Annotated in this window: 21 protein-coding genes; 5 read left to right on the forward strand and 16 right to left on the reverse strand. The window is 65.1% G+C overall.

Annotated elements, in window-relative coordinates:
- Positions 1-222 precede the first annotated feature (222 nt).
- Genes E8F12_RS23000 through E8F12_RS23025 form a run of 6 tightly spaced genes read right to left on the reverse strand, consistent with a single transcriptional unit; the run spans position 223 to position 7,092 of the window.
- Positions 223-1,554, reverse strand: coding sequence for a DUF58 domain-containing protein (locus E8F12_RS23000; RefSeq protein ID WP_280327473.1), 1,332 nt, complete (start codon positions 1,552-1,554; stop codon positions 223-225).
- Positions 1,551-2,573 (reverse strand): MoxR family ATPase, encoded by a 1,023-nt coding sequence (locus tag E8F12_RS23005; RefSeq protein ID WP_280327475.1) that lies wholly within the window; start codon positions 2,571-2,573, stop codon positions 1,551-1,553. The genes E8F12_RS23000 and E8F12_RS23005 overlap by 4 nt, the downstream gene beginning before the upstream one ends.
- A complete protein-coding gene (locus E8F12_RS23010; RefSeq protein WP_280327476.1) occupies positions 2,570-3,814 on the reverse strand; it encodes a DUF4350 domain-containing protein in 1,245 nt (414 codons plus the stop codon). Before E8F12_RS23010 ends, E8F12_RS23005 begins: the two co-directional genes overlap by 4 nt.
- Positions 3,811-5,394: a DUF4129 domain-containing protein gene (locus E8F12_RS23015; RefSeq protein WP_280327477.1), complete on the reverse strand. Its 1,584-nt coding sequence runs from the start codon at positions 5,392-5,394 to the stop codon at positions 3,811-3,813. Before E8F12_RS23015 ends, E8F12_RS23010 begins: the two co-directional genes overlap by 4 nt.
- Entirely contained in the window at positions 5,381-6,361 is a 981-nt protein-coding gene (locus tag E8F12_RS23020; protein ID WP_280327478.1) for a stage II sporulation protein M, read from the reverse strand. Before E8F12_RS23020 ends, E8F12_RS23015 begins: the two co-directional genes overlap by 14 nt.
- Entirely contained in the window at positions 6,358-7,092 is a 735-nt protein-coding gene (locus tag E8F12_RS23025) for an RDD family protein (RefSeq protein WP_280327479.1), read from the reverse strand. The genes E8F12_RS23020 and E8F12_RS23025 overlap by 4 nt, the downstream gene beginning before the upstream one ends.
- Positions 7,093-7,421: 329 nt before the next feature.
- Here E8F12_RS23025 and sbcB point away from each other — a divergent pair, with 329 nt between their 5' ends.
- A complete protein-coding gene (sbcB, locus tag E8F12_RS23030; protein ID WP_280327480.1) occupies positions 7,422-8,852 on the forward strand; it encodes an exodeoxyribonuclease I in 1,431 nt (476 codons plus the stop codon).
- 83 nt (positions 8,853-8,935) lie between these two features.
- Here sbcB and mvaT read toward each other — a convergent pair whose 3' ends face one another.
- On the reverse strand, positions 8,936-9,316 hold the full coding sequence (gene mvaT / locus E8F12_RS23035; protein ID WP_280327481.1) for a histone-like nucleoid-structuring protein MvaT: 381 nt from the start codon (positions 9,314-9,316) through the stop codon (positions 8,936-8,938).
- A 324-nt stretch (positions 9,317-9,640) separates the two neighbouring features.
- Between mvaT and purU the strand changes: the two genes are divergently transcribed.
- Genes purU through E8F12_RS23050 form a run of 3 tightly spaced genes read left to right on the forward strand, consistent with a single transcriptional unit; the run spans position 9,641 to position 11,163 of the window.
- Positions 9,641-10,492, forward strand: a complete 852-nt coding sequence (purU, locus tag E8F12_RS23040; RefSeq protein WP_280327482.1) for a formyltetrahydrofolate deformylase — start codon at positions 9,641-9,643, stop codon at positions 10,490-10,492.
- A gap of 48 nt (positions 10,493-10,540) precedes the next feature.
- Entirely contained in the window at positions 10,541-10,966 is a 426-nt protein-coding gene (locus E8F12_RS23045) for a CBS domain-containing protein (protein ID WP_280327484.1), read from the forward strand.
- 11 nt (positions 10,967-10,977) lie between these two features.
- Positions 10,978-11,163 carry a hypothetical protein gene (locus E8F12_RS23050; protein WP_280327485.1) on the forward strand — a complete coding sequence of 62 codons (186 nt, stop codon included), beginning with the start codon at positions 10,978-10,980 and terminating at the stop codon, positions 11,161-11,163.
- A gap of 75 nt (positions 11,164-11,238) precedes the next feature.
- Here E8F12_RS23050 and E8F12_RS23055 read toward each other — a convergent pair whose 3' ends face one another.
- Complete coding sequence (locus E8F12_RS23055) at positions 11,239-13,116, reverse strand: methyl-accepting chemotaxis protein (protein WP_280327486.1); 1,878 nt, start codon at positions 13,114-13,116, stop codon at positions 11,239-11,241.
- Positions 13,117-13,243: 127 nt separating this feature from the next.
- On the opposite strand from E8F12_RS23055, the gene E8F12_RS23060 reads away from it, so the two are divergent.
- Positions 13,244-14,737 (forward strand): helicase HerA-like domain-containing protein, encoded by a 1,494-nt coding sequence (locus E8F12_RS23060; RefSeq protein ID WP_280327487.1) that lies wholly within the window; start codon positions 13,244-13,246, stop codon positions 14,735-14,737.
- A gap of 70 nt (positions 14,738-14,807) precedes the next feature.
- Here the strand turns inward: E8F12_RS23060 and E8F12_RS23065 are convergent, their stop codons facing one another.
- The 8 genes from E8F12_RS23065 to E8F12_RS23100 all read right to left on the reverse strand — a co-directional run bounded on the left by E8F12_RS23065 (position 14,808) and on the right by E8F12_RS23100 (position 23,400).
- Entirely contained in the window at positions 14,808-16,280 is a 1,473-nt protein-coding gene (locus E8F12_RS23065; protein ID WP_280327488.1) for an inorganic phosphate transporter, read from the reverse strand.
- A gap of 155 nt (positions 16,281-16,435) precedes the next feature.
- On the reverse strand, positions 16,436-16,633 hold the full coding sequence (locus E8F12_RS23070) for a hypothetical protein (RefSeq protein ID WP_280287169.1): 198 nt from the start codon (positions 16,631-16,633) through the stop codon (positions 16,436-16,438).
- A 304-nt stretch (positions 16,634-16,937) separates the two neighbouring features.
- The gene (mapR, locus tag E8F12_RS23075; protein ID WP_280327630.1) at positions 16,938-18,359 is read right to left on the reverse strand and encodes a GntR family transcriptional regulator MpaR; all 1,422 of its coding nucleotides are present in this window, start codon (positions 18,357-18,359) and stop codon (positions 16,938-16,940) included.
- Between the two features lie 85 nt (positions 18,360-18,444).
- The gene (ccoG, locus tag E8F12_RS23080; RefSeq protein WP_280327489.1) at positions 18,445-19,860 is read right to left on the reverse strand and encodes a cytochrome c oxidase accessory protein CcoG; all 1,416 of its coding nucleotides are present in this window, start codon (positions 19,858-19,860) and stop codon (positions 18,445-18,447) included.
- Between the two features lie 266 nt (positions 19,861-20,126).
- Entirely contained in the window at positions 20,127-20,300 is a 174-nt protein-coding gene (locus tag E8F12_RS23085; protein WP_280327490.1) for a hypothetical protein, read from the reverse strand.
- An 83-nt stretch (positions 20,301-20,383) separates the two neighbouring features.
- On the reverse strand, positions 20,384-20,929 hold the full coding sequence (nudE, locus tag E8F12_RS23090) for an ADP compounds hydrolase NudE (protein WP_280327492.1): 546 nt from the start codon (positions 20,927-20,929) through the stop codon (positions 20,384-20,386).
- Positions 20,930-21,113: 184 nt separating this feature from the next.
- A complete protein-coding gene (locus E8F12_RS23095) occupies positions 21,114-22,244 on the reverse strand; it encodes a helix-turn-helix transcriptional regulator (RefSeq protein WP_280327493.1) in 1,131 nt (376 codons plus the stop codon).
- Positions 22,245-22,353: 109 nt separating this feature from the next.
- On the reverse strand, positions 22,354-23,400 hold the full coding sequence (locus tag E8F12_RS23100; protein ID WP_280327494.1) for a Rieske 2Fe-2S domain-containing protein: 1,047 nt from the start codon (positions 23,398-23,400) through the stop codon (positions 22,354-22,356).

Consider the following 23,400-nt stretch of genomic DNA (forward strand, 5'->3'; position numbering starts at 1 on the left):
TTCGGTGGAATGAAGAAAGGCGAAGCGAAGGCTTCGCCTTTTTCTTTGGGCGGGAGAAGGGGAGACCTGCGGTCTCCTTGGCGAATGAATTCTCCCCCAACAGGAAGGCGCACAAGCCAGGCCCGGTGCTCGGAGGGCCGGGGTGACGGGCTTTCGTAGGTTGGTGCGGGCGGCGTTCCGCTAGAGCGCAGCGAAACCCTACAGTTCGACGCAGGGCCGTTCTTACAGCGCCCCCGCCTTCTTCCACGCCAGGTAGCGGCTCACCAGTTGCGGCCCCAGTTCGCTGGGACGCGCATCCAGCACCGGCACGCCATGGGCGGCGAGGCGTTCGTGGAGGCTGCCGCGGGCGTTGAGGTAGTCCACCGTGCCGCAGTAGGCGAGGGCGTCATCGAAGCCCTGCACCGGTGTGTGGCGCAGGCTGTCGAGGATTTCCTCGCGCAGGCTGACCACCAGCAGGCGGTGCTGGCGTCCCAGGCGCTTCACCGCACTGAACAGCTCCGCGTCATCCTCGTCGCGCAAGTTGCTGACCAGCACCACCAGGGCGCGGCGACGCTGGCGCGCCAGCAGGATGTCGGCGGCGGCGCTGTAGTCGGCCGGACGCAGGGTGCTGTCCAGGTCGTAGACGCCATTGAGCAGCACACTGAGCTGGGCCGGGCCTTTCACTGGCGCCAAGTAGCGATCGCGCTCGGCGGCGAAGGTCGCCATGCCCACCGCGTCGCCCTGGCGCAGGGCCACGTAGCTGAGCAGCAGGCTGGCATTGAGGGCGTGGTCGAAGTGCGAGAGGTCGCCGTCCTGGCTGCGCATGCGGCGGCCGCAATCGAGGAGGAAGACGATCTGCTGGTCGCGCTCGTCCTGGTATTCGCGGGCGATCGGCGTGCGCTTGCGCGCGGTGGCCTTCCAGTCGATCTGGCGCAGGGTGTCGCCGTCGCGGAATTCCCGCAGTTGGTGGAATTCCAGGCCCAGGCCACGGCGCGGTCGTTGGCGCACGCCGAGTTGGCTGAGCCAGTCGTCTACCGCTTTCAGCTGGGCGCCGTAGAGGCGGGCGAAGTCCGGATAGACGCGGGTCTCGCCGGGTAGCTCGAGGATGCGCCGCTGGTTCCACAGGCCCAGCGGGCTGGGCAGGGTCACCTCGCAGGCGGGGAAGTGGAAGTGGCCGCGCTTGAGCGGGCGTACCCGGTAGCCGAACTCGGTGTGCTCGCCGGGATGCAGGGCCACCCGTTGGGGCAATGGCTCGAACTCCATGGCGGCCGGCACCTGGTCGAACACCTCGACCTCCAGGGAACGCTCATAGGGATGGTGCAGGGTCAGCCGTACCTCGCTCCAGCGGCCAAGCGCCAGGTTCCCCGGCAGCTGGCGCTCCAGGCGCGGCGAGCCCTGACGGCGCAGCCAGAGGGCGTCGAGCAGGGCGAGCAGGGCCAGGGCGCAGAGCAGGCCCCACCAGAGCGGGCCGAGCTGCGCCGGCAAGTCAATGCCCAGTGCCGGCAGGGCGCCGAGCAACAGGGCCAGGCCGAAGAGCCCGGCCATCAGCGCGAGCAATGCGCGGGAAGGCTTCATAGACGCGGCGCCGGCACCTGGTCGAGCAGTTGCTGGAGCACCTGGTCCACCGTCAGGCCTTCGATATCCAGCTCCGGCGACAGCCGCACGCGGTGGCGCAGCACCGCCAGGGCGCAGCCCTTGATGTCGTCCGGGAGCACGAACTCGCCGCCGCGCAGCAGGGCGCGGGCACGTCCACCGCGCACCAGGGCGATGGAGGCGCGTGGCCCGGCGCCCATGGCCAGACCCGGCCAGGTGCGGGTGGCGCGGGCCAGGCGCACGGCGTAGTCGAGCACCTGGTCGTCAATCGGCAGTTCGCTGGCGATCTTCTGCAGCGCCATCACGTCGCGGGCCTGGAGCAGGGTGCGCAGCGGCGCCACTTCGAGCATGTCGGCACGGGCCGAGCGGGTAACCTGGCGCACCAGGCTGAGTTCTTCGTCCGCGGCCGGGTAGTCCATGCGCAGCTTGAGCATGAAGCGGTCGAGTTCGGCCTCCGGCAGGGGATAGGTGCCTTCCTGCTCGATGGGGTTCTGGGTGGCCAGCACCATGAAGGGTTGCGGCACCGGCAGGGCGCGGCCTTCGAGGGTGACCTGGCGCTCCTGCATCACCTCCAGCAGGGCCGCCTGGGTCTTGGCCGGGGCGCGGTTGATCTCGTCGGCCAGCAAGAGGTTGGTGAAGACCGGGCCCTTGCGCAGTTTGAACTGCTCGCTCTGCATGTCGTAGACAGCGTGGCCAGTGACGTCGCTGGGCATCAGGTCGGGGGTGAACTGGATGCGCGAGAACTCGCCGCCGAAGCAGCGCGCCAGGGCGCGTACCAGCAGGGTCTTGCCGAGGCCCGGTACGCCTTCCACCAGCACGTGGCCGCCAGCCAGCAGGGCGGTGAGTACGTCGTCTATCACCCTGGCCTGTCCGACCACGGCCTTTTGCAGTTCCTGGCGCAGGGCCTGGGCCAACTGGCTGGCGCGCTGGCGTTGGCTGGCGGCCGACGGCGCGGCGCTGGTGGCTTCGGGTTGCGACGGGTCGGAAATCTGTTCGCTCATAGGGCATTCCTGAGGGTTTGCAGGTGGGCGACCTGGCGGGTGAATTCGGCGGCGTTGAGCCGTTGCTTGGCCAGTGGCCGCATGGCCTGGCTGATGGCGCTGGGCGGCAGGCGGGTCAGGCGGCCCAGCACCTGCCATTGCTCGGCCACGGCGAGCCGCTCGAAACCAGGGTGGCGGTGCCGCGCGCGGCGTTGGATGTCACGTTGCAGAGCCTGCAAGAGGCTGGCCTGTCCGCTGCGGCGGAGGAGGAAATCGGCGCTGCCGCGCAGGTGTTCTTCGAGCTGTCGACGCGCCCTGTTGGCCGGTGCCTGCAGCGGGCCCTGACGCTGGCCGATGTGCCAGAGCAGCAAGGCGATGAATATGGCCAGGGCCACCAGGGCTTCGGGGAAGTTCTGTCCGAGCAGGGTGGCGAGGCTGTCGCGCTCGGCGCGGTAGAGCAGCGTGACGGCGGTGTCCTGGGTGAGGTACCAGAGCAGCCAGGCATTGTCGTACTGGTCGATATCGCGGGTCTGCCAGATCCAGCTGTCGGTGAGCACCGTGATCAGTCCCTGGCCGTGGCTCAGCTGCAGCATGTGGGTGGCCTTGGCGCTGTTGGCCCAGGCGTGGGCACGGTTCTCGCTGTCGTAGAGGTGGAATTCCGGGTCGAAGCTGGCGTATGCCGGCGCCTGTTCGTTTTCCAGGTAGAGCTTGGTCAGCTCGGGGAAGGGGTCTTCATCGGCCTGCGCCGACCGGTCTTCGTCGGTCTCGGCATCGTTGCCTGTGCCGTCGGCCTCGTGGTCGGCTTCCGCTTCCTCGGGCGCGACCGCTTCATCCTTTTCCAGGTCCTTGGCTTCGAATTGCTGGACGCCCAGGCGGTCCGCCAGCAGGTCACCGCTCTTGCCATCCTCTTCGTCGTAGATGCGCTCGGCGACGAACAACAGGTGACCGCCCTTGTTCGCCCACTCCAGCAGGCGGTCAGCCTGGCGCGGGGTCATGCGTGCGCGGTTGCCGAGCAGCAGCAGGGTGTGGCCGGAGTTCGGCAGGGTGTCGAGCACTTCCAGGCCATCGGCGCGGGCCACCTGCAAGCCCCGCTTGCGCAGGAAGGCTTCGGCAGCCAGGTAGGGATTGCCCAGCACTTCCGGCGCGGGGCCGTGCTCGACCGTTTCCTGGTAGGGCTGCAGGCGCCCGGCGAGGTAGATGGCCAGGAGTCCCAGCAGCAAGGTCAGGCCGGCACCGATGAGGAAGCGAGGGCGCAGGCTCATGTGCTGGCTCCCGTGGCGAACAGGTGCCGCCAGCCGTCGCAGAGGCCTTGGCGCAACTCGGCGGCCGGCAGGCGATGGCCGTAGGCGAGGTTCTGCCAGTGGCCGGTGAGGGTCTGGCTGAAGCTTTCCAGTTCGCGGTTGTCCAGGCCCCGCACCAGTTGCAGCACCTCACCTTCGGTATGGGACTGCCTGAGGGGCAGGCGGAAGTCGTGCAGCAGGCGGCTGAGCAGGGCGCGGTAGAGCAGGCCCAGGGCCTCGCGGGGCTGGCTGGCCCAGAGACGTTCGGCTTCGCTGGCGACGTCATCGGGCAGGCTTTCGGGTGCCAGCTCGAGGCCGAAGAGCACCGAGGGTGCTTCACGCGGGCTTCGCTGCGGCAAACCGAGGCGGCCGGCGAAGGCGGCGAGCCAGTCGCGGTAGCGCCAGACCAAAAGTGCCAGCAGGCTGAACAACAGGCCCCAGAGCAGGGCCTTGATCACCAGGGCGAGGCTGTCCAGGCTGCGGGCGTACTCGGCCAGCTTGAAAAAGTTGCGGATGAATTCGGCCCAGCCTTCCATGTCCTCGGGCTTCACGTCCTTCTCGGCGCTTTTCTCGCCGAGACGCCAGCGGGTGACCGTCTCGCGGTTTTGGAAGGGGGGCGCGTCGAGCAGGGCGCTGATGTCCTGCCGCGCCGCCTTGCTGGTCAGCGCCTGGTGGGTCAGGCGCTCGGCATCGGGGCCATCGAGGTAGGCCTGGGGCGCGAGGCACAGCGCCGGGGCCTCGTCCGCCATGGCCGGCTGCGGCAGCTGCGCGAGCACCAGCCCCAGTCCGAGCAGCAGGGCATAGGCGGTTCCGCTGAGGCGTTGGCGCAGGCGGCGGAACTGCAGTTCGATGTCCCAACCTTCCAGGGCGGTGCGGCGGTTGAGATAAAGGGTGAAGCCGCAGGCCACGTAGACAGGCTCCCAGACAATCAGCACCAGCACGTAGAGGCTGTTGGACAGGTGCTCCAGCCAGAGCCACTCGCCCGACGCCGCTTCCATGAGCTTTTGCCAGTCCCAGTCGATCGCCACCTGCTTGGGCAGCATCAGGTACATCAAGGTGATCAGGCCGAGCCAAAGCGCCATCTCCAGGTGCGCACCGATCACCGTCAGCCAGGTGGCGCCGCCGGCATCGCGCTGGCCGAGCACCACCAGGCGCTGGCTGCGGGCCTGCCCGGAAAGACCTTCGAGCTGCAGCACCGGAAGGTCGAAGCTGCGGGTGGTGCTGAGGCGGCGCCAGGTGAGGCTGGCGATCAACTGCGGCTTGAGCAGGCGCGGGTAGGCACGCAGGGCGTCCTTGAGGCTGGGTGTGTCGCCGAACAGGGCGCGGGAGAGGATGTACAGTGGCAGCCGCTCGTAGGCCGGCTTCAACAGCCAGAAAAAGAGCACGGCCAGGCCCGGGTAGCTCCAGCAGAGCAGGGTGAGCAGGCCGAAGACCGGCAGCGTGACCAGTGCCCAGCTGCCCATCAGCAGGCCGGCATGGCGCCGGGCGAGCAGCACGCCCAGGTCCATGGCCTCCCAGGCGCTGCGCGGGCGGATGACGACACTGGCATCAGTCAGGCGCATGCTGCTTCCTGCCCACCAGGCCGAAATAGAGTCCCACCAGCAGCCAGAGGCCGGCGCCCACCTGGTACTTCACCTTGGGCGTCACCAGGGTAATGGATGACCAATAGGCCTCGACGAAGGCGGCGATCAGCAGCAGCAGGATCACCCCGGCCACCAGTTGCACGCTGCGTGCGGCGGCCAAGCGCAGGGCTTCGCCGCGGGGCAGGCGGCCGGGGGCGAGCAGGGCCCAGCCCAGTTGCAGGCCGGCGCCGCCGGCGAAGGCGATGGCGGTGAGTTCGAAGGCGCCATGGCCGATGACGAAGGACCAGAAGGTCTCGCCATAGCCGATCTGGGTCAGGTGTCCAGCCACCGCACCGATGTGCAGGCCATTGAACAGCAGGAAGAACAGGCTGCCGATGCCGAAGAGCAGGCCGCCGGCGTAGGTCTGAAAGGCGATGCCGATGTTGTTCATGATGTAGTGGCCGAACATCATCCAGTCGTCCCCCGAGTCGCGTTCGCTCATGGGGCCGATGCGCCGGGCATCCGGGTCGTACATGGATTCCATGGAGGACACCTGCTCCGGGTCCAGCAGGCTGTAGACCAGGTCCGGCCAGTTGTGCACCAGCAGGCCCATCAGCAGCAGGCTGCCGTAGAACAGCAGGCTGGCTGCGGCGATGCTGCGCCACTGGCTGCGCACCAGGCGTGGGAAGCCGCCGAGGATGAAGCCCAGCAGGCGCGCGCCGAGGTGGCTGCGGTGGCGATAGAACTGCTGATGGCCGCGCATCGCCAGCTGTTGCAGGTGCTCCACCAGGTGACTGCTGTAGCCACGTTCCCGGGCCAGGGCCAACTGCTGGCAGAGTTGCCGGTAGTCAGCGGCGAAGGTTTCACAGGCGCGGGCGTCGGCCTTGCCGCGCTCGAGGCGCTCGAGCAGTTCGGCGAATGCTCGCCAGTCGGCCTGGTGATGGCGTTCGAAGAGGTTCTGTTTCATGGCGAGTTCGCTCCCAGCAGGCCGCGAGCGATGCCATTGATCCGCGCCTGCGCCTGTTCCGGCGGAACCTCCAGCGGCTCGGCGAGGATGGCGGCCAGTTCGGCGCGGCGGGCCGGGGACAGGCCGGCCTGGCGTTCGGCGAAGCTGAGCAGCGCACGCTGCTCGGCGAGGCTGAGGGGGAAGGGCGCATGCACCGGTTCGGCATCGGGCAGCTCCGGGCGCTGGGGTTTCTCGTCGCGATACACCACCAGGCTGCCCGCGGCTATGTCGCCCAGGCGCTTGAAGGTCGGATGCGCAAGGCAGCTGAGCACGCCCAAAGCGTAGGCGAACGGCAGCAGGTCGATGAAGCGCAGCAGATTGCGCACCAGCGACGCCGACCAGCCAATCGGCGTGCCGTCGTCATGCACCACCCGCAGGCCCATCACCTGCTTGCCCGGCGAGCGCCCCTGGTTGAGCACCTCGAACAGCACCATGTACCACCAGTTGAGCAGGAACATGAGGATCAGCCCGAGACCGAAACCGAACTGTCCGAGCAGCGCCAGGGCAATGAACAGCAGGAGTATTATCGCGCCGCGAATCCCCAGGTCGATGGCATAGGCCAGGGCCCGCGGCAGCAGCCCGGCGGGGCGCAGCACCAGATCGATGCCTTCCGGGGTTTCCACCTGATAGCGGGTATCCAGCGGCATGGCCTGTGCGTCGGCAGAGAAGGAACTGGCTCGGGGTGCGGGCATCGGCGGTGCGCCAAGAGGAAAGCCCGATGCTAGCGAGCGGCCGGTATCCAAGCAACCGGGCGAGGAGGCGTCAGCCCGCATGCTGTGACGGGCTTGGAAACTTCGACAGGGCAGGCGCTGCGCAGGCGCATGCGCGAAGCTCGAGGGGCGCGGGCATTGAGGCTGTCCTTGTCGGGGCGATCGTCCAGTGGCGGCGATTCTAGGCTTGCCGCGAAGGGCGCAGCAAGCCGGCGAAAGGCGAAGATTCTCTGCCCGTTCGGCGGCGTTTCCCAAGTCTGGCGGTGTTTTCCCGGTGTTAGACTGCCCGCCTCACGTACAAGGGGGTCGCCGTGACATCCAGCATCTTCTGGCACGACTACGAAACCACCGGAATCAACCCGCGTTGCGACCGGCCGCTGCAGGTGGCGGGCATCCGCACCGACGAAGCGCTCAACGAGATCGGCGAGCCGATCAACCTCTACTGCAAGCCCAGCGACGATATCCTGCCGCACCCGGCCGCCTGCCTGGTCACCGGGATCCTGCCCGGCACCCTGGCGGAGAAGGGCCTGGGCGAAGCCGAGTTCATCCAGCGGGTGCACAGCGAACTGGCGCTGCCGGGCACTTGCGGCGCCGGCTACAACTCCCTGCGTTTCGACGACGAGGTCACCCGCTACAGCTTCTACCGTAACTTCCATGACCCCTACGCGCGGGAATGGCAGGGCGGCAACAGCCGCTGGGACCTGATCGACCTGGTCCGCACTGCCTATGCCCTGCGTCCGGAAGGCATCGAGTGGCCGCAGCAGGACGGCCGCGTCAGCCTGCGCCTGGAGCTACTCACCGCCGCCAACGGCATCGACCACGGCCAGGCTCACGACGCGCTGTCCGACGTCCGCGCGACCATCGCCCTGGCGCGACTGCTGCGCGAGCGCCAGCCGAAGCTGTACGACTACCTCTATCAATTGCGCAGCAAGCACAAGGTGCAGGACCAGGTGCGGCTGATGCAGCCGCTCGTCCATGTTTCCGGGCGCTTCTCGGCGGAGCGGCACTACCTGGCGGTTGTCCTGCCCCTGGCCTGGCACCCGCGCAACCGCAACGCCCTGATTGTGCTCGACCTGCAGTCCGACCCGGCGCCATTGCTGGAGCTGGACGCCGAGAGTCTGCGCCGCCGCCTCTATACCCGCCGCGACGAACTGGCCGAGGGCGAACTGCCGGTGCCACTCAAGCTGCTGCATATCAATCGCTGCCCGGTGGTGGCCCCGTTAGGCGTACTGCGCGAGGCCGATCGCCAGCGCCTGGGCGTCGATCTGGAGCTCTGCCAGCGCCGCGCCGCGGTGCTCGCCGAGCAGGCCGCCCTCTGGCAAGGAAAGTTGCCGGATATCTACGCGGAGGAAGCATTCGATTCCCCGGATGATCCGGAGCAGCAGTTGTACGACGGATTTCTCGGCGATCGCGACCGTCGCCTCTGCGAGCAAGTGCGGCGTGCCGATCCCCAGCGGCTTGCCGGGGAGAACTGGCCGTTCGACGACGCGCGCCTGCCGGAGTTGCTGTTCCGTTACCGCGCCAGAAACTTCCCTGAAACTTTGTCGGCGAGCGAGCAATCGCGCTGGCTGGAATTCTGCAGGAATCGGCTGAAGAGCCCGGAATTCGGGGCGCCTAATACCCTGGCGAGTTTTTTTCAGGCGCTGGATGAGTTGCAGGCGAAGACTGAACCGACACAACAGGCGGTGTTGCTGGAGTGGCGCAGATATGCCACGGAACTGGGCAGCCGCTATCAGTTGTGAGGGCTGCCGTTAGGAACTTTCCGGCGATTTAGCCGAGGCATAAAAAAACGCCAGCGGATGCTGGCGTTCTTTATTCCGGAGGCTTAGCCGAGGATGCTCGACCAACCTTCAACCGCTTCGGCGCCCCACTTGGCTTTCCACTCTTTCAGCGTCTTGTGGTTGCCACCTTTGGTTTCGATGACTTCGCCGGTGTGCGGGTTCTTGTACTGCTTGACCTTGCGCGCGCGCTTGGTGCCGGTGCCGGCGGCCTTGGCGCCACGCGGGGCCTTGCTGATGCGGGATTCGGGATCGAGAAGGGCAATGATGTCGCGCAGGGATTTCTGATACTCGCCCATCAGGGTGCGCAGTTTGCCTTCAAATTCCAGTTCTTTTTTCAGCTTGTCGTCCTGGGACAGGTTCTTCAGGCGCTCTTGGAGCTCCTTGATGGCTTCTTCCGTTGCCCGGTATTCGTTGATCAGCGACATGTCGGCGTCCCTTGTTGGAATCGTGTGGTGACTTGCGATTGCGAAGTGTCAGCAATAATAGACAGCGCTTATCTGCAAGTAAATAAGCAGGAAAACTTTTGTGAGCATTGTTGGCGGCTTCTTATCTCATATTAGTCCCGAGACCGCGCCCACGCATAGTTTGCTTTGGAATCCGCTATATCCGGGGCTGCTGCAGCACCTTAGTTGTGCGGGATGAATTGTTCGGCGACCGCCGGCAATCCCCCTCTAGTCACGGGGTTACTGAAGTTTTCTCGCGCACTGGCTAGAATGGCCGCCTTTGCGAAGTCTCTGGAGTGTTCCCCCATGCGCACATTTCGTCTGGTGATTGCCTGTCCGGACGGCGTCGGCATCGTAGCCAAGGTCAGTAATTTCCTGGCTACCTATAACGGCTGGATAACCGAGGCCAGCCACCACTCGGATAACCAGAGTGGCTGGTTCTTCATGCGCCATGAGATCCGCGCCGATTCCCTGCCATTCGATCTGGACGGTTTCCGCCAGGCGTTCGCGCCCATCGCCCGCCAGTTCTCCATGGAATGGCGGGTGACCGATTCCGCAGTGAAGAAGCGCGTAGTGCTGATGGCCAGCCGCGAGTCCCACTGCCTGGCCGACCTGCTGCACCGCTGGCACAGCGACGAGCTGGACTGCGAGATTCCCTGCGTGATCGCCAACCACAACGACTTGCGCAGCATGGTGGAGTGGCACGGCATTCCCTATTTCCACGTGCCGGTGGACCCGCAGAACAAGCAAGCGGCTTTCGACCAGGTGTCGCGCCTGGTGGATGAGCACAACGCCGATACTGTGGTGCTCGCCCGCTACATGCAGATCCTGCCGCCGGAGCTGTGCCAGCGCTACGCCCACCAGGTGATCAACATCCACCACAGCTTCCTGCCGTCCTTCGTTGGCGCCAAGCCCTATCACCAGGCTTCGCTGCGCGGGGTCAAGCTGATCGGTGCGACCTGCCACTACGTCACCGAGGAGCTGGATGCCGGCCCCATCATCGAGCAGGACGTGGTGCGGGTAACCCACAGCGACAGCATCGAGGACATGGTCCGCCTCGGCAAGGATGTGGAGAAGATGGTGCTGTCCCGTGGGCTACGCTATCACCTTGAAGACCGGGTGCTGGTGCACGACAACAAGACCGTCGTGTTCGACTGAACAGATCGGCGGGCATTCGCTCCGGTCAACCGGCAGAGGAGCCCGCCCATGCTCAAGTCGATCAAGGTGCGCGATTACATGACGCGCCGCCTGGTGACCTTCAGATCCGACACCGATCTCTTCCTGGCCATTGACCGCCTGCTGGAGCACCGCATATCCGGCGCTCCGGTGGTGGACTCCCAGGGCCATCTGATCGGCATGATCTCCGAAGGCGATTGCCTGCGCGGCATCCTTTCCGGCGCCTATTACGAAGAGGTTGGCGGTAGCGTCAGTGGCTACATGTCCACCCAGGTGGAAACCATCTCCCCGGAGGCCGACATCATCGAAGTCTGCCAGCGCTTCCTGCGTGACAAGCGTAGGCGCTTCCCGGTGGTGGAGGAGGGCGTGCTCGTTGGCCAGATCAGTCGCCGCGACGTGCTGCGCGCGGTCAAGGCCTTCGCCCAGCACGACCCTGGCCAACCCCCTGAAGTCTGAGGAGCTCGCCCATGGCTGATCCACGCGACCGCGCCACGTCCAATCCGCCGCCGACCCTGGGCGAGGGCTGCGTGCGGCGCTATGACCCGGATGCGCTGAGCGAGGAAAACGGTACCGAGTTTCCCGGTGCTGAAGAGTTGTGGCGGAAGTTGCAGGAACAGCCGCCGGAGACGGAAGAAAAAAAGAAGGCGCCCTAGGGCGCCTTCTTCGTTTGCGGCTTTGGTTCCGGTGTCCGACTTTCGCGAATGAATTCGCTCCTATGGGGCCCGCTGTCAGATCCGGAAACTCCCCACCAGCTGCTGCAGGCGTGCGGCCTGCTGGTCGAGATCGGCGCAGGCGCGCAGGGTGGCCTGGAGGTTCTCCACGCCTTCCTGGTTGAGGGTGTTGATCTCGGTGATGTCCATGTTCAGCGAGTCGACCACGGCGGTCTGTTCCTCAGTGGCGGTGGCCACCGACTGGTTCATGCCGTCGATCTCGCCGATGCGCTGGGTCACGCTGCCCAGACGCTCGCCGGCCTGGTTGGCGATTTCCACGCTCTGCTCGCTGTAGCGCTGGCTCTCGGTCATGGTGCTGACCGCCTCGCGGGCGCCCACTTGCAGCTCCTCGATCATCTGCTGGATTTCCTGCGCCGATTCCTGGGTGCGGTGGGCCAGGTTGCGCACCTCGTCGGCCACCACAGCGAAACCACGGCCGGCTTCTCCGGCGCGGGCGGCTTCGATGGCGGCGTTGAGGGCGAGCAGGTTGGTCTGTTCGGAGATGCCTTTGATCACTTCGAGGATCTGGCCGATGTTCACCGTCTTGCCGTTCAGCGTTTCGATGTTGCCGCAGGACGCGCGGATCTTCCCGGACAGCTCGTTCATCGCCTGGATGGTGCGCTCGACCACCTGACGGCCGTCTTCGGCCAGGGTACGCGCGGAGGAAGCCTGGTGCGAGGCGTCGGCGGCGTTGCGGGCGATTTCCTGGGCGGCGGCGCCCAGCTCGTTGATCGCTGCGGCCACGCTATTGGTGCGGTTGGCCTGCTCGTCGGAGTTGCTCATCGAGGAGTTGGAGGAACTGAGTACTAGGCGCGCCGCTTGATTGACCTGTGCGCTGGCGGAGGATACTTCGCGAATGGATCCGTGGATCCGTTCGACGAAGCGGTTGAAGGCGCTGGCCAGCTCGCCGAACTCGTCCTGGGCATGGATCGCCAGGCGGCGAGTCAGGTCGCCCTCGCCCTGGGCGATGTCCTGCATGGCGCGGCCCATGATGTGCAGCGGCTGCATCAGTACGCGGATCAGCATGCCCAGCAGGATCATGATGATCACCACCGCGATCACCGTGGCGACTATGGCCGAGGCGCGGAACTCGCTGAGCATCCCGTAGGCCTTGCCCTTGTCCACCGACAGGCCGATGTACCAGTTCACCGAGGGCAGCCCCTTGATCTGGGCGAAGGTGAAGATGCGGGTGGCGCCATCCACTTCCACTTCGCTGAAGGCACTGCCGATGGCCGGCGTTTTCTGCGGGAACACCTCCCGCAGGTTCTTCATCACCAGGTCCTTGTTCGGATGCACCAGGATCTTGCCATCGGCGCTGACCAGGAAGGCATGACCCATGCCGTCGAAGTCCAGGGCGTTGATGATGCGCACCAGGGTCTCCAGGCTCAGGTCGCCGCCGGCCACGCCGAGGGACTGCACCGGCGTGGCGATGGTCATGATCAGCTGGCCGGTGGCTGCATCCACGTAGGGCTCGGTGAGGGTGGTGCCGCCGGCGCTCTTGGCGCCCTGGTACCAGGGGCGGGTGCGCGGGTCATAGCCTTCGGGCATGGCGCTGTCCGGGCGCATGGTGAACTGGCCGTCCTGGGTCCCGAAGTAGGTGAAGGCGAAGGTGGATTTCAGCGCCCGTTGTTGCAGCAGGGTCGGTACCGCATCACCCGAGGCGTTGGCGGCGAGGGATTCGGCCACGCTTTCCACCAGCAGGATCCGACCCGAAAGCCAATTCTGGATATTGCTGGCGGTCACATCGCCCATTTCCTGCAGATAGTTTTCCAGGTCGTTACGGATCGCATTCCTTTGCAAGTAATCGTTGTACAGGGCGAACAGCGAGAAAGCTGCTATCACCACCAGCGAGGCGGCAAGCAGAATCTTGTGGCTGAACCTGAGGTTTTTGATCATGTTTGCTTGCGTCCGATTAGGTGAGGCACCAGTCTTTATGGCACTCGCGTGCTGAAAAAAACTGAGTAGAAACGTCGGTTTATATATCGGCGTTGTCCGGCAAAAGCTTTAATCCGAGGAAGGCAAAATGCCCGATCAAAGTTCCCTGATTCTTGGCGCTGACCCAGAGGGCAATGCCATCTCCCAGGCCATGAAGCTGGCCAACCGTCATGGCCTGATCGCCGGTGCCACCGGTACCGGCAAGACGGTGACCCTGCAGCGCCTGGCCGAAGTCTTCAGCGATGCCGGCGTGGCGGTATTCGCTGCGGATATCAAGGGCGACCTTTGTGGCCTGGGCGCCGCCGGCAATCCCCAGGGCAAGGTGGCCGAGCGCATCGCCTCCATGCCCTGGCTGGGTCACCGGCCCCAGGCCTATCCGGTGACCCTGTGGGACGTCGCCGGCCAGTCCGGCCACCCCTTGCGCACCACCCTCAGCGAAATGGGCCCGCTGCTGCTGGGCAACCTGCTGGAATTGACCGACAGCCAGCAGGCCGCGCTCTACGCCGCCTTCCAGGTGGCCGACCGCGAAGGCCTGCTGCTGCTCGACCTGAAGGACCTCAAGGCCCTGCTGAACCACCTCAAGGACCATCCGGAGGTGTTGGGCGAGGACCGCGCGCTGTTTGCCGGCGCTTCCGCCCAGGCCCTGCTGCGGCGCCTGGCCACCCTGGAGCAGCAGGGCGCCGAAGCGCTGTTTGGCGAACCGGCGCTGCAACTGGAGGACATCCTCCAGCCCGACCGCGACGGCCGCGGGCGCATCCACCTGCTGGATGCCAGCCGCCTGGTGCACGAGGCGCCCAAGGTCTATGCCACTTTCCTGCTCTGGCTGCTGGCCGAGCTCTTCGAGCAATTGCCCGAGCGCGGTGATGCCGACAAACCGGTGCTGGCGCTGTTCTTCGATGAGGCCCACCTGCTCTTCGCCGATACCCCGAAAGCGCTGCAGGAGCGCCTGGAACAGGTGGTGCGGCTGATCCGTTCCAAGGGCGTTGGCGTCTACTTCGTCACCCAGTCGCCCAGCGACCTGCCGGACGACGTGCTGGCCCAGCTCGGCTTACGCATCCAGCACGGCATGCGCGCTTTCACTGCCAAGGAGCAGAAGTCCCTGCGCGCGGTTGCCGATGGCTTCCGCCCGAACCCGGCCTTCGGCACCCTCGGCGTGCTCACCGAACTGGGCATAGGCGAAGCCCTGGTGGGCACCCTGGAAGAGAAGGGCACCCCGGCCGTGGTCCAGCGCGTGGCCATCGCCCCGCCGCAGTCGCGCATCGGTCCGCTGAGCGAAGCCGAACGCGTTGCTCTGGTACGCGGCTCGCCCCAGGCCGGGCGCTACGACAAACCCATCGACCGCGAATCCGCCTACGAAATGCTCACCGCCCGCGCCGCCCAGGCCCCCGCTGAAGCCCCCGACTCCCAAGCCGGCAAGGCTGCGGCGAATCCGCCCGGCATGGGTGATCTTGCCGGCGAACTGCTCGGCACCTTCGCCAGCCAGGCGATGAAGACCGTGGTGCGCCAGGCCGCCAACCAGTTGGGCCGACAACTGGTGCGCGGGCTCATGGGCTCCCTGCTGGGAGGGAGCAAGCGCCGCTGAGCGCGTGCCGGGACCGGAGTCGAAATGAAAAAAGGGCGCCCTAAGGCGCCCTTCTCCATACTCGTCCGGATCACACGATGAAGGTGATGGCCAGCCAGAACAGGCCGGCGGAGAGCACGATGGTGGTGGGCAGGGTGAGTACCCAGGCCAGCAGGATGTTGCGCACGGTGCCGCCCTGCAGGCCGCTCTTGTTGGCGACCATGGTGCCGGCGACGCCGGAGGACAGTACGTGGGTGGTGGACACCGGCAGGCTGTAGATGTTGGCCATGCCGATGGCGCAGGCGGCGGTGATCTGCGCGCTCATGCCCTGGGCATAGGTCATCCCGTGCTTGCCGATCTTCTCGCCGACGGTGCGCACCACGCGCTTCCAGCCGACCATGGTGCCGATGCCCAGGGCCAGGGCTACCGCCAGGATCACCCAGAAGGGCGCGTATTCGGTGGTGGCGGTCAGATCCTTGCGCAGCTTCTCCAGGTCGGCTTTCTCGCGGGCCGGCAAGGTAGAGAGCTTGCCCACCTTCTTCGCGGTGTCGTCCAGGCAGAGCAGGTAGCGACGCACTTCCACGCGGGTTTCGCCGCTCAGGTCCTTGTAGTTGGCGACGCCGTTCAGGGACTTGAGCAGAGCGGCGATGGTCGGCTCGGTCTGCTTCGGGTCGCAGCGGTAGAGCTGCGGCATCTCGCTGCCGTTGCTCTTGCCCAGGGCCAGCATCTCGCCGAGGGTATCGGAGTGGCGCTGGTAGAACTGGCTGAGGTGGGTAGCCGCGTCGCGGGTACGTTCGATCTCGTAGGTGGTGCTGTTGAGGTCCATCACGAACTTGGCCGGGACTATGCCGATCAGCACCAGCATGATCAGGCCGATGCCTTTCTGGCCATCGTTGGAGCCGTGCACGAAGCTCACGGCCATGGCGGAAAGCACCAGGACCAGGCGGTTCCAGAAAGGCGGATGTTTCTTCTCGTCCAGCTCCTTACGGGTTTCCGGGGTCTTGTGCATCTTCGACAGTGGATACATCGACTTCAGGCCCAGCAGCAGCAGGGCGGCGACCATGAAGCCAGCGGCCGGCGAGAAGACCAGCGACAGGCCGATGTCGATGGCCTTGCCCCAGTTCACGCCTTCGCCCAGGGGTACGTCGGTGAGCATCGCATTGGCCAGACCCACGCCGAGGATCGAGCCGATCAGGGTGTGGGAGCTGGACGCCGGGATGCCGAAGTACCAGGTGCCGAGGTTCCAGGCGATGGCCGCGGTGAGCAGGCTGAACACCATGGCCAGGCCATGGCCGGTATTGACGTTGATCAGCAGCTCCACCGGCAGCAGGTGGACGATGGCATAGGCCACGCCGACACCGCCCAGCAATACACCGAGAAAATTGAAGATCCCCGAGAGGATCACCGCCCGGTAGGGCGACATGGCCTTGGTGTAGATGACCGTGGCCACCGCGTTGGCGGTGTCATGGAAACCATTGATGAACTCGAAGGTCAGGACGAATGCCAGGGCGAGCAAGAGGCTCAGCACCAGCCAGGCATCTAGCCCGCTGAAGAGATCGAACATGAAAATTTTGTGACTGGCTCATGAAGGGGCCGCGATTATGCCAGAAAACCGATCGCCGCCCAGTCCCCGGCGTCGAGCGGTTTTCGGCATCTCACACAGAAGTTGTCGCAAATCAATACGCGGGACTCCCCGGATGGGGCGGGTGCGACAATTTGTCAAGGGTCCTGTCTGAGCTCTTTTTCGATCTTTTCCAGCTCTTTTTCGAAGCTCTTGTCGAGCAGGCTGGGTTTCTTGCGCCAGGCTTTACGCTCAGGGTCCCTTTGCGCGGCATAGGTAGTGACCTCACCGCCGTAAACTTCCTTGTAACGTTGCGCCTGGCGCTCGAGTTCGGCGCGCAGTTCGTCTTTCGTCACGTGGTTATCCGTCTCTTTGATCAATGGTCTTGAGGTGAAACAGGCGATCTAGAGGCTCTGGCCTCCCAAGTGTCGGTCGCCCGGTAGAGACCGTCAGCGCAGTCTTCTTGTAGGACAATGTTCTGCTATCGCAACTACTGGTTACTTCCCTACGCACTACGGAAAGACCCTACGATGTCTCCGGGCTTGGAAGTCAATTTCGCAAAAAGCCTGGAAAGAACCTTGACAAGTATAACAAGCAAAAAAGAAACCTCCATCGCAGGATGGTTCCTTAAAGTAGTGAAGGAAGGCAACTCCTCGATAATCAGGGATTGTCCAGAAGAGACCTTATTATCCTGCCGAGAGTTTCCATCGCTTGTTCACTGGAGTTGCTCCAGGGATGACCAAAGTTGAGACGGGCGCAATGGCCGAAACGCCGTGTTGCCGAGAAAATCGGCCCCGGCGCGATGCTGATGCCCTGGGCCAGGGCCAGTTGGAACAGGCGCAGCGAGTCCACCTGCTCGGGGAATTCCAGCCAGAGAAAGTAGCCGCCCTCCGGCCGGCTGACGCGGGTCTCTTCCGGAAAATGCCGGGCCACTGCCGCCAGCATGGCATTGCGCTGGCTTTCCAGGGCGTAGCGCAACTTGCGCAGGTGACGGTCATAGCCGCCGTGCTGCAGGTAGTCGGCGATGGCCGCCTGGGCCGGTACCGAGGCGGAAATGCTGGTCATCAGCTTCAACCGCTCGATCTGTCCGGCGAAACGCCCGCCAGAGACCCAGCCGACCCGATAGCCCGGTGCCAGGCTCTTGGAGAAGGAGCTGCAGTGCATCACCAGGCCTTCGCTGTCAAACGCCTTCACCGGCTTGGGCGCGTGCTGGCCGAAATACAGCTCGGCGTAGACATCGTCCTCGATCATCGGAACCTGGTGCTTGGCCAGTAGCGCCGCCAACTGGCGTTTCTTGTCCTCGGAGAGGCTCGCTCCCAGTGGGTTCTGGAAGTTACTCATGAACCAGCAGGCCTTGATCGGCAGGCGTTCCAGGCTGTCTTCCAGCACTTGCAGGTCGATGCCGTCGCGCGGGTGCACAGGGATTTCCACGGCCTTGAGCTTCAGCCGTTCCAGCACCTGCAGGCTGGCATAGAAGGCCGGCGCCTCGATCGCCACCAGGTCGCCGGGGCGGGCCACCACTTGCAGGCAGAGGTTGAGCGCCTCCAGCGCGCCGTTGCAGATCACCAGCTCCTCGATCGGCAGCGGCAGGCCGCCGACCATGTAGCGCAAGGCGATCTGCCGGCGCAGGGCGTGATTGCCCGGGGTCATGTCGGCTACCGTGGAACGCGGGTCCATCTCGCGCACCGCGTGGGCCATCGAGCGGGCCAGGCGTTGCAGGGGAAAGAGTTCCGGGCTGGGGAAGGCCGAGCCGAATGGCACGGTGTCCGGGTCCTTGATCGAGCTCAGCACCGAGAACACCAGCTCACTGACATCCACCTCGGTGGTCGAAGCTTCTCGCGGTCCCGGCTGCGGCTCCGGCAGCGGGCGGCGCACATGTTCGCAGACGAAGTAGCCCGAGCGCGCGCGGGCCATGATCAGCCCGCGGCTCTCCAGCAGATAGTAGGCCTGGAACACGGTGGAGGCGCTTACCCCGTAGGTGCGGCTGGCGTGGCGCACCGAGGGTACCTTCTGCCCCGGCGCCAGCACCCCGGTGCGGATCAGCTCGGCGATCTCGTCGGCGAATTTTTCGTAGCGCTTCATCTTTTCCTGGCTGGGCACCTGCAAGTCGGCGGTGCCCCACTCTAAGCGCTCGCCGCGTGCGCCGCCATGGTCCTTGGCCATGGTCTCAGCGCCTCGGGCTGACGAAGGTGCTGCTGGCGCTGGCCTCCGTGCCTGGCTGGTCCAGGCTGCGTACCACGAAGCGCAGCGGCCGCGAACCGGCTGGGCCGCTGTCGTCGGTGCGCGCCACTGAGACCGGCAGCGAGAGGATCTCGCCGGCGCCAATGCTCACCTCGTGCTCGCCCTGCAGGCGGAAGCCCTTGGTCTCCGCCAGCTCCAGGCGATATCGCTGGGCCTGCTGGGTCTTGTTGATCAGCTTGAGGTTGTAGATGTTCTCGATCTCGCCGGCGGCGTTCTCGCGGAACATGCCGCGGTCCTTGATCACGTCCACCGACAGCTGCGAGCGGGTGGCGCCCATCCAGACCAGCGCGACGATCATCAGCACCAGGGCTGTCGCATAACCGAGCAACCGTGGTCGCAGCAAATGGGTCTTGCCGCCTTCCAGGGCGCGCTCCGAACTGTAGCCAACCAGGCCGCGGGCATAGCCCATGCGGTCCATGATCGAGTCGCACGCGTCGATACAGGCGGCGCAGCCGATACAGGCGATCTGCAGGCCGTCGCGGATGTCGATGCCGGTGGGGCAGACCTGTACGCACATCTGGCAGTCGATGCAGTCGCCGAGGCCCTGGGCCTTCGGGTCGCTACCCTTCTTGCGCGGCCCACGGGATTCGCCACGGGTGGCGTCGTAGGAAACGATCAGGGTGTCCTTGTCGAACATCACGCTCTGGAAGCGCGCATAGGGGCACATGTGGATGCACACCTGCTCGCGCAGCCAGCCTGCATTTATATAGGTGGCGCCAGTGAAGAAGAGCACCCAGAACAGTGCCGTGCCGCCGATCTGCCAGTTGGCCAGGTCGGCCACCAGTTCACGCACCGGGGTGAAGTAGCCAACGAAGGTGATGGCCGTGGCCAGGCTGATGGCCAGCCAGAGACCGTGCTTGATCGATCGGCGCAGCAGCTTGCCGGCGTTCCAGGGCGCGGCGGCCAGCTTGATGCGCTGGTTGCGGTCGCCCTCGGTGACCTGCTCGCACCACATGAACATCCAGGTCCAGACGCTCTGCGGGCAGGTGTAGCCGCACCAGACGCGGCCGGCGAACACCGTGATGAAGAACAGGCCGAAGGCGCAGATGATCAGCAGGCCCGAGAGCAGGATGAAGTCCTGGGGCCAGAAGGTCGCGCCGAAGATGTAGAACTTGCTTTGCTCCAGGCTCCAGAGCACGGCCTGGCGTCCATCCCAGTCGAGCCAGAGGGTGCCGAAGAACAACAGGCACAGGAGACCCGCGCCGATGCGGCGCAGATCGCGGTAGAAACCGGTGAAGCGGCGGGTGTGGACAGGTCCGTTGGAGGCGGAAAGGGGTTTGCTTGCAACGGGCGGCAGGGTGGGAGTGACCTCTATTACCTGCGCCGGGATTCTCTCGCTCATGATCAGTGCCCATCAGGCTGTTACGGCGAGACGGACTATAGGAATGCACTGATCGGCAAAACAGATTCAGATCAGGCGGCAAAAACCATATCAGATGGGTGTCGGGCGAGCGCGAAGGCGCAGGGCGCGTGGATTGGGGGCCAGGCCGGGCAGGCCGTGCCGAGAGCGCGGCAATAGGTCGCGGGCCGCCGGGCTGAAGATCGAGCGCAGCGGCAATGCGGCTGGCAGGCGGCGCGTCGAACAGCGTCGCCCGGGACTGGGCAGGGTTACGGCAGCAGCGACCCGATGGTTGGGACCGGGATGTAGCAGGCGGGGTAGTGGGGCTGGCAGTACTGGGTGGCCGCCAGCGACGACGGCAGAGGGCGCGTCATCATCGCCACATAGGCCGCTACGAACGCGCAGGTAAGAACAGTGAGGCAGATCTTCTTTCTTGTTTTCATGTTCATTCCTCTACACAGGAGGGACACGTTGTTATGTGGGCAAGACTAGGAAGACTCTCGGCACGCCGCCTCGTCCGAACGGACTAGATGCCGCTCCTGTTGCTGAGCGCCATGAACAGGGCGGCGATGGCGCGTGCTTCGTGCAGCTCGCCCGAGGCGACGAGGGCCGGAACCAGCGCCAGCGGCACGCGCATGATTTCCAGGGGCTCGGGCTCGTCACCCAGGGCCGTGCTGGGCTCCAGGTCTTCGGCCAGCACCACCCGGCAGCTGTGGCAGAGGTGTCCGGGCGCTAGGCTCAGCACACCCAGCTCACGCAGGCGGCCGGCGCGCAGGCCGACCTCTTCCATCAACTCCCGGTTAGCCGCCTGCAGGGTGGTCTCGTCGTTTTCCACGCCACCCTTGGGCAGGCCAAGCACGCGCTGCTCGACGCCCACCGCGTACTCGCGTACCAGCAGCACGTGCTGGGGATCGGGCAGGGCCACCACCAGCACCGACTGGTAGCCGGAACCGCGCAGGCGCTCGTAGACGCGCTGCTGGCCATTGCTGAACTCCAGGTGCAGAGCTTCGATCTGGAACCAGGCGCTCTCGGCCAGCAGTTCGGTCTTCAGGATGGTGGGCAGGCTGCGCATGGCGGGCTCCCGTGGCATGACCCGGCAGAGCGTCGCGCGCATCGGGGTTGGGGGCATCGTCTGGATGGACTAGGGGCAGGCCATGTCCGCTGGCGCCGGGGGCGCGGCACAGGCATGCACTGTAGGAGCCAGCAAGCTGGCTCCTACAGGATTGGCGACGTGCCAGACCGCTAGCTAAATCGTTTCACCCCAGTGTCGCCACGCTGCGCAGGATCAACCGCACCAACATGGTCTGCCGTGTCACCCCGGTCTTGGAGAAGGTCGAGCGCAGGTGCGCCCGCGCGGTGTTGCGGCTGATGCCGAGAACGTCGGAGGCCTCGTCCAGGGTCAGGCCGTTGGCCAGCAGCATGGCCAGTTGGGCCTCGGCCGGGGTCAGGTCGAACAGCGCCTTGACGATTTCCTGGGGCGCGCTGGATTCCTGCTCCGGGTCGCTGATGAAAATCACCACCGAGGGGCACTGCTTGCCTTCACTCCAGGTACTGGGCGGGACGGAGCGAACGATGATACCCAGGTCCGCACGCCCGGACGGGCGTTGCACGCGCATGGCTTCGACCACCGAAGGGTTGCTGCTCTTTTGCGACAGCAGCGCCTGCTTGACCAGATGGCGAAACTCCTGGCTGTCGCGGGCGGTACCGACTTGCAGGCCCTCATTGACCAGCTTGATGCCATCTTTCTCCTCAAGCAGGTGTTCGGCCAGGCGGTTCTTCTGCAAAACCTTGCCGTCCTGGTCGAGGATGATCGTGCCTACTGCCAACTGGTCGACCGCGCCCGCATAGAGATTGCGCTCGCTTTCCATGCGATTGAGGTGCATGTGCAGCACCACTGCCTGCTCGAGGTGGGGCAGAAGCAGGGTCAGCAGGTCCTTGTCATTCTGGTCGAACGCGGGGTCGTTCTTGCCACGCGAGATGCGGATGCGGCACTGCGCACCGTCGCTGGTATTGATGTCCGCACCCAGGATGTGGAAGACGTCCACCGGTTCGAGGAAGTTCTTGTAGAACTCCGAATTCAACCAGTCGCTGTCCGAGACGAACTCGGCCAAGGTGATTACCTGTCGGTTCGGCAGACCGACGAAGGGGTCCAGGCTGTAGAAGTGCTGGTTATAGGAAGCCGTGACTTCTGCGGAAGAGCCTGCGGTGGAAATACTCAAACCATCCACGTGCTGGCTGGGCGGGCGCAGGATGAAGGTGGCGTACTTGGATGCGAGGCATTTTTTCAGTTGATCCAGGAAGGTCGTCCAGGGAATGTGCTCCAGCGGTCCCTGATAGAGGTTGCGAAGCATCCCGCTGAACTCATCGAGCGTGAGGGTGTGTGCCATGTCTGAACCACTTTTATTTTTGTAGGGTGCTTCTTACATACTAACGGGATCATTCAGCAAGGCAGATCGTCTCCCACTGATCGGGGAGACGATCGATCCCATTTGGACGTCAAGCGGTCTCGGCGACGTCCAGCACCACGAAGGAGCGGGGTTCGGCAAGGCTGGAGGGCAGCTCGGCGACATCGGTGTAGAACTGGTCGTACCACTTGCGCAGCTGGTAGACCGGGCCGTCGCCGTCACACAGGAGCGGGTTGTCGACACGGGTCTTGCTGTGCCAGATGGCCACGTCCTCGTAGAAGGCCGCCTGGGCCTGGGCCACATAGGCCTTGGCCATCTCGCGGTTCTGCTCCTCGGTGAGCCCGGGAACCTTCTTCACCAGCACGCCGTAGCGCAGGGTGAAGCTGTCGAGGTCGATGGGCACGTGGCAGTTGAGCAGGATCGAGTGGATCGGCATACCGTCCAGGGCCCCGGTCATCTCGGTGATCTGGTAGGCCGGACCGTAGTAGGTGGCGACTGTGGTCAACTCGCTGTCGCCGGACAGCCGTGCGCTGCAGCCGCGCATCACCTGCACCGCCATGTGCCGTTCGAAGGTGTTGCTGAAGTGGTTGAGGTCGGTGCCGTGCACCGAATCGAAGTGCGCCATGTCCGAGACGTTGTCGATCAGTTCGCGGCAGTTGGTGTCGATCTTCAGCTCGGCGACTTCCCATTCGGCCCATTCGTCGTCGAAGCAGGCGTCGATGCGCGGGATCGCCTGTTCGGCGATGGGCGGGTTGCCTTCCGGGTCGTTCCAGACGAATAGCAGGTTATTCTGCTCCATCACCGGCCAGGACTTGATCTTCGCGCGCGGCGGGATGCGCTTGGCGTAGGGAATGTCGTCGCAGACCCCGTCGGCGCGCCAGCGCCACTCATGGAAGGGGCAGCGGATGGCGTCGCCCTCGACGCAGCCTTCGCTGAGGTCGGCGCCCATGTGCGGGCAGTAGCCATCGAGAATGCGGATTTGCCCGTCTTCTCCGGCAAAGGCCACCAGGCGGGTGCCGAAGACATCCAGGCGATGGGCTTTGCCATCGCGGTACCCGGAGGCCAGACCCAGGCAATGCCAGCCGCGCGCGTAGCGGGCTTCCAGCTGCTTGGCTTCGATTCGGTGCAGCGTACTCAT

Source organism: Pseudomonas sp. BN102 (assembly GCF_029871245.1).
Classification (GTDB): domain Bacteria; phylum Pseudomonadota; class Gammaproteobacteria; order Pseudomonadales; family Pseudomonadaceae; genus Metapseudomonas.

Bases quoted from the DNA above. Each gene is read 5' to 3' on its own strand.
- E8F12_RS23000 (WP_280327473.1), bottom strand. From the start codon at position 1,554: ATGAAGCCTTCCCGCGCATTGCTCGCGCTGATGGCCGGGCTCTTCGGC.
- E8F12_RS23005 (WP_280327475.1), bottom strand. From the start codon at position 2,573: ATGAGCGAACAGATTTCCGACCCGTCGCAACCCGAAGCCACCAGCGCC.
- E8F12_RS23010 (WP_280327476.1), bottom strand. From the start codon at position 3,814: ATGAGCCTGCGCCCTCGCTTCCTCATCGGTGCCGGCCTGACCTTGCTG.
- E8F12_RS23015 (WP_280327477.1), bottom strand. From the start codon at position 5,394: ATGCGCCTGACTGATGCCAGTGTCGTCATCCGCCCGCGCAGCGCCTGG.
- E8F12_RS23020 (WP_280327478.1), bottom strand. From the start codon at position 6,361: ATGAAACAGAACCTCTTCGAACGCCATCACCAGGCCGACTGGCGAGCA.
- E8F12_RS23025 (WP_280327479.1), bottom strand. From the start codon at position 7,092: ATGCCCGCACCCCGAGCCAGTTCCTTCTCTGCCGACGCACAGGCCATG.
- mvaT (WP_280327481.1), bottom strand. From the start codon at position 9,316: ATGTCGCTGATCAACGAATACCGGGCAACGGAAGAAGCCATCAAGGAG.
- purU (WP_280327482.1), top strand. From the start codon at position 9,641: ATGCGCACATTTCGTCTGGTGATTGCCTGTCCGGACGGCGTCGGCATC.
- E8F12_RS23045 (WP_280327484.1), top strand. From the start codon at position 10,541: ATGCTCAAGTCGATCAAGGTGCGCGATTACATGACGCGCCGCCTGGTG.
- E8F12_RS23050 (WP_280327485.1), top strand. From the start codon at position 10,978: ATGGCTGATCCACGCGACCGCGCCACGTCCAATCCGCCGCCGACCCTG.
- E8F12_RS23055 (WP_280327486.1), bottom strand. From the start codon at position 13,116: ATGATCAAAAACCTCAGGTTCAGCCACAAGATTCTGCTTGCCGCCTCG.
- E8F12_RS23060 (WP_280327487.1), top strand. From the start codon at position 13,244: ATGCCCGATCAAAGTTCCCTGATTCTTGGCGCTGACCCAGAGGGCAAT.
- E8F12_RS23065 (WP_280327488.1), bottom strand. From the start codon at position 16,280: ATGTTCGATCTCTTCAGCGGGCTAGATGCCTGGCTGGTGCTGAGCCTC.
- mapR (WP_280327630.1), bottom strand. From the start codon at position 18,359: ATGAAGCGCTACGAAAAATTCGCCGACGAGATCGCCGAGCTGATCCGC.
- ccoG (WP_280327489.1), bottom strand. From the start codon at position 19,860: ATGAGCGAGAGAATCCCGGCGCAGGTAATAGAGGTCACTCCCACCCTG.
- E8F12_RS23085 (WP_280327490.1), bottom strand. From the start codon at position 20,300: ATGAAAACAAGAAAGAAGATCTGCCTCACTGTTCTTACCTGCGCGTTC.
- nudE (WP_280327492.1), bottom strand. From the start codon at position 20,929: ATGCGCAGCCTGCCCACCATCCTGAAGACCGAACTGCTGGCCGAGAGC.
- E8F12_RS23095 (WP_280327493.1), bottom strand. From the start codon at position 22,244: ATGGCACACACCCTCACGCTCGATGAGTTCAGCGGGATGCTTCGCAAC.
- E8F12_RS23100 (WP_280327494.1), bottom strand. From the start codon at position 23,400: ATGAGTACGCTGCACCGAATCGAAGCCAAGCAGCTGGAAGCCCGCTAC.